We start from the raw sequence: 9,467 nt of genomic DNA, 5'->3' as shown, positions 1-9,467 counted from the left end.
AACCCCGCGCAGGTGCAGAGCCGCGTCGACGCCTACCAGAGGTTCACCCAGATCCTCGGCGTCAGCCCGGGCGGCAACCTGTACTGCTGACGCCCCTGTCGCCAGCCCCGACTCCACAGCGGAGCGACCGGCGCCGGCGAGGCCCGCCAGACGGTCGTCGCCGACGGGCGGTACGTCCCGGCCGGCGGCGACCGGACGTCCGGGTACACCAAGTACCCCTGCCCCGTCGGGCAGTTCCTCGTCGGCTACAGCCTGCGCGGCGGGCGCACGGTGTGGTTCGACCGGTTGCCGAGGTCACCTCTCCTCTCCTCGGACGTCTCATGGGGGGCCGGAACCGGTGCCGGGACCGGCCGGTTCAGCCGGCGTGGTACGGCAGGGTCGTGCCCGGCAGGGCGTACTCGTCGCGGCGGTGGCGAGGGCGGCCGCGCGCCACAGTTCACGCCAGGCGGGCACCTCGGCGCGGATCAGGCGGGCGGCGGCGCGCTGGAAATCCCGGTAGGGGCGGTCGTCCCCGGCGACCAGGGCCTCGCGCAGGACGAGGTAGCCCTCGACGGCGAGGTCCCTGCGGCGCCGGGCCGCCGCCTCGGTCCGCGGGCCGGTGCCCGGCGGGAGGGTGGCCGCCGCCGCGTACCGCTCCGGGTCGGCGAGCACCTCGGGCGGGAAGGTGAAGACGGCGTCCCCGGCCTCGGGCAGGCCGCTGTTCTGCATCAGCACGGTGATGCGCAGGTCACCGCCCTGCACCATGCGGTGCACGGTCCCCGGTGTGAACCAGGCGACCGAGCCGGGCTGCAGCGGGATGTCCCGGTAGCCGTCGGAGCCCAGCGTCTGCACCGCGCCCCGGCCGCCCGTGACGACGTACGCCTCATTGCACACCAGGTGCAGATGCGGGCTGCCGCCGCAGACGCCGTCGGCGGCCTCCCAGTCGTAGGCGCTCAGGTGGGACAGGCCGACGGCTCCGGGCAGCGGGTGCGGCAGGGCGCCCTTCGGTGCCGTCACCACGGCAGGCCCCCCAGGTGGGCGGCGATCCGGTCGCGGTCCCAGGCCCCGTCGGCGATCACCATCCGGTAGCGGTAGCCGAAGGACTCCCCCGGCTCCAGCGTGAACTCCTCGAAGAACGCCCAGGAGTAGGCGACGGTGGGGATGGGTTCGGCGCGCACGAACCAGTGGGACTCGTGGATCGCGGACGTCCCGTCCAGGTTCTCCGGCGCGTGCGCGAAGACGAGGGTGGATTGCCCGTCGACCTCGTCGTGCGCGGAGCTGAAGGCCAGCCACGGCCCTTGACTGCCCATGAGTTCCTCGGCGCCGCTGTCCTCGGATCCGGGGGCGAGGACCCGGCCGCCGGTGAAGTCGCGCGGCCCGCGCCACTGCAGTCCGGTGTACCCGGCCAGCTCCCGGCCCGCGGTGGTCGGGGAACCGAACACCAGCGGATCGGCACGGATGTTGGTGAGCCGGATCGACCAGTCCAGCGCCCAGGAGCCGGCCTCCTCGTCGACCGAGTGCACCGTGATCCCGCGCGCCTCGCGGGCCCATTCCTGCCCGCCGTTCTCGACCCAGGTCAACTCTTCGGTGAACGCGAGCCGTTCGTCCTCGACGGTGAGTGCGGTGAAGCCGTCGTGGCGCATGGAGCCGACCCGGTCGGGCAGCGCCAGGTAACCCCGTCCGTGCACATAGCAGTTGCCTCCCCAGAAGTTCTGCCCGGACAGATGGCTGGCCGTCATCTGCAGGCCCTTGTGCCAGCGGTGATCGCTCGGCCGGTATCCGGTCACCGTACGGCCGGCCAGGGTGCGCACGGGGTGGGCGTACGGCTTGCGGGACTCGAAGGGGTCCGGGTCGGGGCGGTAGACGTAACGGAGGATCTCGGTGCCGTTCGGCGCCTCGACCGCGAGGTGCTCGCCGTGGACGTGGCTGACGCGGATGCTCATGCGCGCTCCCTCGGGGCCCAGTCGGGGTGTCCGCCGTGCATGGCCGTGTAGTAGGGGTCGCCGGGGCCGATCTCGCCGGCGCGCACCGGCTGTCCGGTGAACGCCGCCTTGTACAGGGCGGCGGCGAACTCCAGGGCGGCGCGTGCGTCCTGGCCGCTGCCGGGGGGCCGTACACCACGGTCGTAGGCGTCGAGGAGGGCGCCGAGCTGCGCGGTGTGCGAACTGGGGACGTCCTCGGCGGGGCTGCGCCAGGCGGCGGCGCGCTCGGGGCGGACGTGCGGTGCCGGGGTGTAGGCCCAGTCGTCGTTGCCGTGTCCGTACAGGTGGGTCAGCTCCACCGTGGCGTCGGCGCAGTCGATGCGGATGCGGCTGACCTCGTCCGGGGAGAGCACGCTGTTGACGACGGTGGCGAGCGCGCCGTTGCGGAAGCGGACCAGGGCGGTGGAGACGTCCTCGCTCTCGATGTCGTGGACCAGCCGGGCCGCCATGGCCCGAATCTCCTCCCACTCGCCGAGCAGGTGCAGCAGCAGGTCGTACTGGTGGATGCCGTGCCCCATCGTGGGCCCGCCGCCCTCCGTCGCCCACCGGCCGCGCCACGGCAGGGAGTAGTACGCGCTGTCCCGGTGCCAGGTGGTCTGGCAGTGCGCCACCAGCGGGGCGCCCAGTTCACCGCGCGCGATCAGGTCGCGGGCGTGTACGGCACCGGAGCCGTAGCGGTGCTGGAAGACGACCGAGGCGTAGGCGCCGGAGGCCTCCTCGGCGGCGGTGATGTCGTCGAGTTCGGCCGGTGACAGGCACAGCGGCTTCTCGCACAGCACCCACGCGCCCCCCTTGAGCGCGGCCACGGTCTGCTCCCGGTGCAGCGCCGGCGGGGTGCCGATCAGCACCAGGTCCGGGTGTACGGCGTCCAGCATGGCGTCCGTCGAGGTGAACCCGGCGACCTGCGCACCCGCGAGCTGCCGGAACGCGTCCAGCCGGCCCTCGTCCACGTCGACGGCGGCAACCAGTTCGACCCGCTCGGCATGGGCTCTGAGCGCGGGCAGATGGCTGCCGGTGACGATGGCACCGGTGCCGATCACGGCGACCCGGCGGGGTGCGGGCAGGGACATGCGGCGCTCCTCGGAGATCGACAGGTCGGAAGCAGCGATGGAAAGCGCTTGCTCCCGTACCGGGACGACCCTAGGGGCGAGGGATTGTCAGAACAACCCCCCTGTAAGGGAATTGGCTGGTGCCGGGGGTCTTCAGCGGGTCGGCCCCGGCCGCCGGCCAGGCGGCGCGGGCGGCGCCGCGTCGTCGGTTCGACCGATCAGCAGGGCGGCGCCACGGGAACGCTCGGTCCCCCCACGCCTACAGCCATCTGGCGGTGCTGCCTCCGGCCCAGCGGACACCCGCAGGAACGGCGGAGACCGCGCGGACGCCCTACGGGGGAGGCATCCGCGCGGTCGGTCGTGGGCCCGGTCAGCTCGTCGCGCGGACCGCTTCGCGGATCAGGTCGGCGACGGCCTTCGGCCGGGAGACGGCCACGGCGTGCGAGGCGCCCTCGACCTCCACGACCGTCGCCCCGGCCCGCTTCGCGCCGAAGCGCTCCACCTCCGGGTTGATCGCGTTGTCCGCGGCGGCAACCAGGGCCCAGGACGGCTTGGTCTGCCAGGCGGCGGCGGAGGCCGGCTCCTCGAAGGCCGCGGCGGCGAGCGGGCGCTGGGCCGCCGCGAGGACCTTGGTGACCTCCGCGGGCACGTCGGCGGCGAAGACCGACGGGAAGGCGTCCTCGGCGATGGTGACCTCGACGGCAGGATCACCGCCGGCGACGGGGTACGTCCACTGCTTGAGGTTGCTCACCAGCGGCGACAGAGGGAAGCGGCCCTGCAGTTCGCCGAGGCTCTCGCCCTTGTCGAGGGCGTACGCGGCGACGTAGACCAGGCCGACGACGTTCTCCGTGGTACCGGCCACGGTGATGAGCGCACCGCCGTACGAGTGCCCGACCAGGATGACCGGACCGTCGATCTGGGCGGCGACGGAGGCGACGTACGCGGCGTCGGCCGCCAGGCCGCGCAGCGGGTTCGGCGGGGCGATCACGGGAATGCCGTCGCTCTGCAGTTCCTCGATGACCCCGGACCAGCTGGCCGCGTCGGCGAAGGCGCCGTGGATGAGGACGACGGTGGGAGTGGAGGTGGTCATGTCTGTGCTTCTCCTCGGTGTCAGGCGGTGTGCAGGGCCGTGTGCAGGGTGCGGACCGCCAGGTCGACGGCGGCCTGGGCGGCGTGGGTGCCGCGCAGGGCGTTGAGCATCACGAAGTCGTGGATGATGCCCTGGAAACGGACCGCGGTGACCGGGACACCGGCGGTGCGAAGCTTGTTGGCGTAGGCCTCGCCCTCGTCGCGCAGCACGTCGGCCTCGCCGGTGATGACCAGTGCCGGGGGCAGGCCCGTGAGCTGCTCGGTGGTGGCGCGCAGCGGGGAGGCGGTGATCCGGGCGCGTTCGGCGGGGTCGGTGGTGTACTGGTCCCAGAACCACTGCATGCCGTCGCGGCGCAGGAAGTAGCCGGTGGCGAACTGGTGGTAGGACGGCGTGTCGAAGTTCGCGTCCGTGACCGGGTAGAACAGCACCTGCTGCACGAGCGCGGGCCCGCCGCGTTCCTTGGCCATCAGGGTCAGCGCGGCGGTCATGTTGCCGCCGACGGAGTCGCCGGCCACGGCCAGCCGGGAGCCGTCCAGTGCCTTGTCCGCGCCCTGTTCCACCACCCACGTGGCGACGGTGTAGTTCTGCTCGATGGCGACCGGGTAGCGGGCCTCGGGGGAGAGGTCGTACTCGGGGAAGACGACCGCGGCGTGGGCGCCGACGGCGAGTTCGCGGACCAGGCGGTCGTGGGTGTGGGCGCTGCCGAAGACCCAGCCGGCGCCGTGGATGTAGAGGATGACGGGGAGGGTGCCGGTGGCGCCGGCGGGCTTGACGATCCGGGCGCGGACGCTGCCGGTGGGGCCGCCGGAGACGGTGATCCACTCCTCGTCGACGGCCGGCTTGTCGATCTCGCCGGACTGCACCTCGTCGACGGCCTTGCGGCCCTCGGCCGGGGACAGGTCGAACAGGTAGGGCGGGTTGGCGGTCGCCGCCGCGAACTCGGCCGCCGCGGGTTCCAGCACCGGCTCCACCGGCACTACGGCATCAGACATGGGAATCTCCTGGACATTGCGTAGGGGGCGCCGGTCGGTCCGGCCACGACCCGGATCGTCGTGCTGGGCACTCCGGCGCCGCTGACCGCCACCGTAGAACCGCCGGCGGGCCGGTAGTTGCCCGCCAGCGCACGCCTGACGTCCTCACAGCGCACGGCGGCCCCCGCGCCGCGGCCGGTGCGCTGTGGGGAACGCGCCAGTGCACGGACGGGACACACAGCGACCTCCCGCGGACCTAGCGTGAGGGCACAGCGGTCGACGGCCGGCTCTCGCGCCTCACCGCTGTTCCCCGCCGCGTTCCCGTTTCTCGTCAGCGTCCTCAGGCGCCGAGTCCGAGCGCGGCGCACAGCCAAGCGGCTCACCCAAGAGGGTCATCCCGGAGGAGGTCCTGCACACGTGTCTGCAATGCCGGTCGGCGGGCTGGTGCCCCAGGCCGTAGACGATGCCGCGGAGCTCGTCGTCCGCAACGCGAGAATCCACACGGGTGACCCGGTCCGCCCGCACGCCGAGGCGCTCGCCGTCCGCGGCGGTGTCGTCACGGTCGTCGGCGACGACAGGGACGTGGCCCCGCACATCGGGCCCGGCACGAAGGTGGTGGACGCGCTCGGCCGACGGCTGATCCCGGGACTCAACGACGCCCATCTGCATGTGATCCGGGGCGGCCTCAACTACGTACTGGAGCTGCGCTGGGACGGCGTTCGGACGCTGCGCCAGGGGCTGGCGATGCTGCGCGAGCAGGCCGCGCGGACACCGAAGGGCCAGTGGGTGCGGGTGGTGGGAGGCTGGTCGGCGGAGCAGTTCGCGGAACGGCGGCTGCCGACCGTCGCCGAACTGAACGCCGCCGCCCCGGACACCCCGGTGTTCGTCCTGCACCTGTACCAGTCGGCCGTCCTGAACCGGGCGGCGCTGCGGGCCGCCGGCTTCGGCAAGGACACGCCCGACCCCAGGGGCGGCCAGATCGTCCGGGGCCGGGGCGGGGAGCCGACGGGCATGCTGCTGGCCGCGCCCAGCGCCCTCGTCCTCTACTCGACGCTGGCCAAGGCGCCGGTGTTGCAGGGGGCGGACAGGAAGCTCTCGACCCGGCACTTCCTGCGCGAACTCAACCGGTTCGGCCTGACCTCGGCGATCGACGCGGCCGGCGGGTTCCAGAACTTCCCGGAGAACTACAGCACCGTCATCGAGCTGGCCGCGGCCGGTCAGTTGTCGCTGCGCATCGCCTATCACCTCTTCCCGCAGACCGCGGGCCAGGAGCTCGCCGACCTCACCCGCTGGACAGAGACGGCCCGCCCGGAAGACGGGGACGCGTGGCTGCGCCTGAACGGTGCGGGCGAGAACCTCACCTGGGCGGCCGCGGACTTCGAGAACTTCAACCAGCCGCGCCCCGAACTCGGCGCCTATGAAGGCGAGTTCACGAAGGCCGTGCGTCTGCTCATGGAGCACGGCTGGGGGTTCCGGCTGCACGCCACGTACGACGAGACCATCCGCCGGGACCTCGCGGTCTTCGAGAAGCTCGCCGCCGAGGGGCTCTTCCCGGCGGGGAACCGGTGGCTGTTCGACCACGCGGAGACCGTGTCCGCGGAGAGCCTCGACCGCGTCGCCGCGCTCGGCGGTGCCCTGTCCGTGCAGAACCGACTCTCCTTCCAGGGCGAGGCGTTCCTGCGCCGCTACGGCCCGGGCAGAGCCGCGGACGCCCCGCCGATCCGGGCCATGCTGGACCGCGGGCTGACCGTGGCCGCCGGCACGGACGCCACCCGGGTCTCCACCTACAACCCCTGGATAGCCCTGCACTGGCTGGTGAGCGGACGCACGGTCGGTGACGCCGTGCTCCGCCCGCGCGGCAACCGGGTCGACCGGCAGACCGCCCTGCGGATGTTCACCGTCGCCGGGGCCGAACTGACCGGCGAGGAACAGGTCAAGGGCGTTCTGCGGCCGGGCTGTTACGCGGACCTCGCGGTGCTGTCGGAGGACTACTTCACCGTGCCCGAGCCGGACATCGCGCACATCGAGTCGCTGCTGACGGTCACCGGTGGCCGGATCGTCTACGCCGCCGGCGAGTACGAGGGGCTCGACGAGGAACTGCCGCCCGTCTCCCCCGCCTGGAGCCCGGTGGCGCACTTCGGCGGTTACCAGGCGTCCCGGCCGGCCGGGGTGCGCCAGGCCGAGGCCCTCGGCGAGGCCGTCGCGGAGTCGGAGCTGCACCGCGCGTGGCGCGCCCGGCGCGGCCCGGCTCCCGGCGCCGCCGACGCCCCGTTCGATCCCTGCTTCGTCCTCTGAACGGGACGGACACCCACAACCCCCGTCCCCCGGACGGTTGTTGCCCGACGCGGACGCCCGTCCGCGCCACTACCGACGGAAAGGCACTCTCATGGTCGACATCGCCCAGGTCACCGCGTCCCCCAGCCCCGGCCTGCTGACCCCCGACAACTGTGCCGTCCTGTTCGTGGACCACCAGCCGCAGATGTTCTTCGGCACCGGCAGCGGCGACCGGACCGCGATCATCAACTCCACCCTCGGTCTGGCCAAGGCCGCCAAGGTGTTCGACATGCCGGTCGTGCTGAGCACCGTGGCCGCCGAGTCGTTCTCCGGTCCGATCCTGCCGCAGCTGGCGGACGTGTTCCCGGACCAGAAGATCATCGACCGCACCACGATGAACGCCTGGGAGGATCCCGCGTTCGTCGAGGCCGTCAAGGCGACCGGCCGCAAGAAGATCGTCATCGCCGGTCTGTGGACCGAGGTCTGCGTCGTCCTGCCGGTGCTCTCCGCCCTCGCCCAGGGCTACGAGGTCTACGTCGTCACCGACGCGTCCGGCGGTGTCAGCCCGCAGGCCCACGAGCACGCCGTCCAGCGCATGATCCAGGGCGGTGCCGTCCCGGTCACCTGGGTGCAGGTGCTGCTGGAGCTCCAGCGTGACTGGGCCTGCGGCGAGACGTACGTGCCGGTGACGGAGGTCGTGAAGGAGCACGGCGGCGCCTACGGCCTCGGCCTGGTGTACGCCCAGGCGTTCATCGGCGGCCACGCGGCCGGCTGATCCCCTCCCCCGGCACGGCGATCAAGGACCGAGGCAGGAACAGGCAGGAAGAGATGGACGCGGGACTGCTGATCCTCCGGGTGGTGGCGGGACTCCTCGTCGCCGGCCACGGAGTGCAGAAGGTGAGCTTCCGGCTCGGGGGCCACGGCTTGGCAGGCGGAACCGAGGAGTTCCGGCACGACGGGTTCCGCGGGGGCCGGCTGACCGCGGTCGTCGCGGGCGCCAGTCAGATCGGGGCCGGCCTGTTCCTGACCGCCGGTCTGCTCACGCCCCTGGCGGCGATGGCCGCCATGGGTGTGATGACGGTCGCGGGCACCGTCAAGTGGCCCAAGGGGCTCTGGGTCCAGAACGACGGCTACGAGTACCCGCTGGTCCTCGTCGTCGTCTCCGCGGCGCTGGCGCTCACCGGGCCCGGCCGGTGGTCCCTGGACCATGCGCTGGGCGTTACCCCGTGGCCGGCGTGGGTCGCCCTCGCCGCGATCGTGAGCGGCCCGGTCAGCGGGTTGCTGACCCGCCTGGTGCTGCACCGGGCGCCGACGGCACCGGAAGGAAAGAGCCTTGCGCAGCCTGTTGACTGACGCCGTCCGTACGCTGGCACCGCCCAGGGGGGACCGGCACGGGCCGTTGCCTCCCCTGATGCTGGCGTTGACGGTGGTCACCGGTCTGGTCGACGCGGTGAGCTATCTGGCGCTGGGACACGTCTTCGTCGCCAACATGACCGGCAACGTGGTGTTCCTCGGCTTCGCGCTGGGCGGCGCCAAGACCCTGTCCGCGCTCGCCTCGGTGGTCGCGCTGGCGGCGTTCCTCCTGGGCGCGCTGGCCGGCGGCGGACTGGGGAGCCGGTTCGGCGGGCACCGCGGCCGCCTGCTGACGACGGCCACCGCCGTCCAGACGGTCCTGGTCGCCGTCACCGTCATCGTCACGGCGGTCACCGGCGGCCGGGTCACCACCGCCGTCGAGTACACGCTGATCGTGTGCCTCGGGCTCGCCATGGGGCTGCAGAACGCGGTCGCCCGGCGCCTCGGGGTCCCGGATCTCACCACGACCGTGCTGACGCTCACGCTCACCGGTCTGGCCGCGGACTCCACCCCGGCGGGCGGTGCGGCGCCGCGGCCCGGACGGCGGATCCTGTCCGTGCTGGCCATGGTGCTCGGCGCCCTCGGCGGAGCCGGACTTGTCCTGCACGGGCATCTGGTGCTCACGCTGGGCCTGTGCCTGCTGCTCCTGGCGCTCACCTCCGTGGTGACCCACCGCCTGTCCGCCGGCGACGCGCCCTGGACCCGGCCGCCGTCCTGAGCAACGGGCACGGTGACATCGCCCGTGATCACGTGACACGACGGTGGGGGT

At 72.9% G+C, this 9,467-nt stretch carries 9 protein-coding genes and 1 pseudogene; 5 read left to right on the top strand and 5 right to left on the bottom strand.

The window, feature by feature from the left end:
* Nucleotides 1–90, top strand: a pseudogene (locus tag ACIP4Y_RS22310) (chitinase); the annotation flags it as partial.
* 228 nt (nucleotides 91–318) lie between these two features.
* Here ACIP4Y_RS22310 and ACIP4Y_RS22305 read toward each other — a convergent pair.
* The 5 genes from ACIP4Y_RS22305 to ACIP4Y_RS22285 all read right to left on the bottom strand — a co-directional run bounded on the left by ACIP4Y_RS22305 (nucleotide 319) and on the right by ACIP4Y_RS22285 (nucleotide 5,092).
* Entirely contained in the window at nucleotides 319–996 is a 678-nt protein-coding gene (locus tag ACIP4Y_RS22305) for a cupin domain-containing protein (RefSeq protein ID WP_401396180.1), read from the bottom strand.
* The gene (locus ACIP4Y_RS22300; RefSeq protein WP_401396117.1) at nucleotides 993–1,922 is read right to left on the bottom strand and encodes a PmoA family protein; all 930 of its coding nucleotides are present in this window, start codon (nucleotides 1,920–1,922) and stop codon (nucleotides 993–995) included. The genes ACIP4Y_RS22305 and ACIP4Y_RS22300 overlap by 4 nt, the downstream gene beginning before the upstream one ends.
* Nucleotides 1,919–3,031, bottom strand: coding sequence for a Gfo/Idh/MocA family protein (locus ACIP4Y_RS22295; RefSeq protein WP_401396115.1), 1,113 nt, complete (start codon nucleotides 3,029–3,031; stop codon nucleotides 1,919–1,921). The genes ACIP4Y_RS22300 and ACIP4Y_RS22295 overlap by 4 nt, the downstream gene beginning before the upstream one ends.
* Nucleotides 3,032–3,380: 349 nt before the next feature.
* Nucleotides 3,381–4,100 (bottom strand): alpha/beta fold hydrolase, encoded by a 720-nt coding sequence (locus ACIP4Y_RS22290; RefSeq protein ID WP_401396112.1) that lies wholly within the window; start codon nucleotides 4,098–4,100, stop codon nucleotides 3,381–3,383.
* A 20-nt stretch (nucleotides 4,101–4,120) separates the two neighbouring features.
* Nucleotides 4,121–5,092 carry an alpha/beta hydrolase gene (locus tag ACIP4Y_RS22285; RefSeq protein ID WP_401396110.1) on the bottom strand — a complete coding sequence of 324 codons (972 nt, stop codon included), beginning with the start codon at nucleotides 5,090–5,092 and terminating at the stop codon, nucleotides 4,121–4,123.
* A gap of 405 nt (nucleotides 5,093–5,497) precedes the next feature.
* Between ACIP4Y_RS22285 and ACIP4Y_RS22280 the strand changes: the two genes are divergently transcribed.
* From ACIP4Y_RS22280 to ACIP4Y_RS22265, 4 genes are all read left to right on the top strand, one after another.
* Complete coding sequence (locus ACIP4Y_RS22280) at nucleotides 5,498–7,366, top strand: amidohydrolase (RefSeq protein WP_401396177.1); 1,869 nt, start codon at nucleotides 5,498–5,500, stop codon at nucleotides 7,364–7,366.
* A gap of 91 nt (nucleotides 7,367–7,457) precedes the next feature.
* Entirely contained in the window at nucleotides 7,458–8,120 is a 663-nt protein-coding gene (locus tag ACIP4Y_RS22275) for a hydrolase (protein WP_401396107.1), read from the top strand.
* A 53-nt stretch (nucleotides 8,121–8,173) separates the two neighbouring features.
* A complete protein-coding gene (locus tag ACIP4Y_RS22270; RefSeq protein ID WP_401396104.1) occupies nucleotides 8,174–8,698 on the top strand; it encodes a DoxX family protein in 525 nt (174 codons plus the stop codon).
* The gene (locus ACIP4Y_RS22265) at nucleotides 8,679–9,416 is read left to right on the top strand and encodes a YoaK family protein (protein ID WP_401396101.1); all 738 of its coding nucleotides are present in this window, start codon (nucleotides 8,679–8,681) and stop codon (nucleotides 9,414–9,416) included. The genes ACIP4Y_RS22270 and ACIP4Y_RS22265 overlap by 20 nt, the downstream gene beginning before the upstream one ends.
* Nucleotides 9,417–9,467: the final 51 nt, after the last annotated feature.

The sequence above is a fragment of the Streptomyces sp. NPDC088810 genome, assembly GCF_044750305.1.
Taxonomy (GTDB): domain Bacteria; phylum Actinomycetota; class Actinomycetes; order Streptomycetales; family Streptomycetaceae; genus Streptomyces.
The sequence above is the reverse complement of the archived record's forward strand: the minus strand, read 5'-3'. Positions and strand labels throughout refer to the sequence as shown.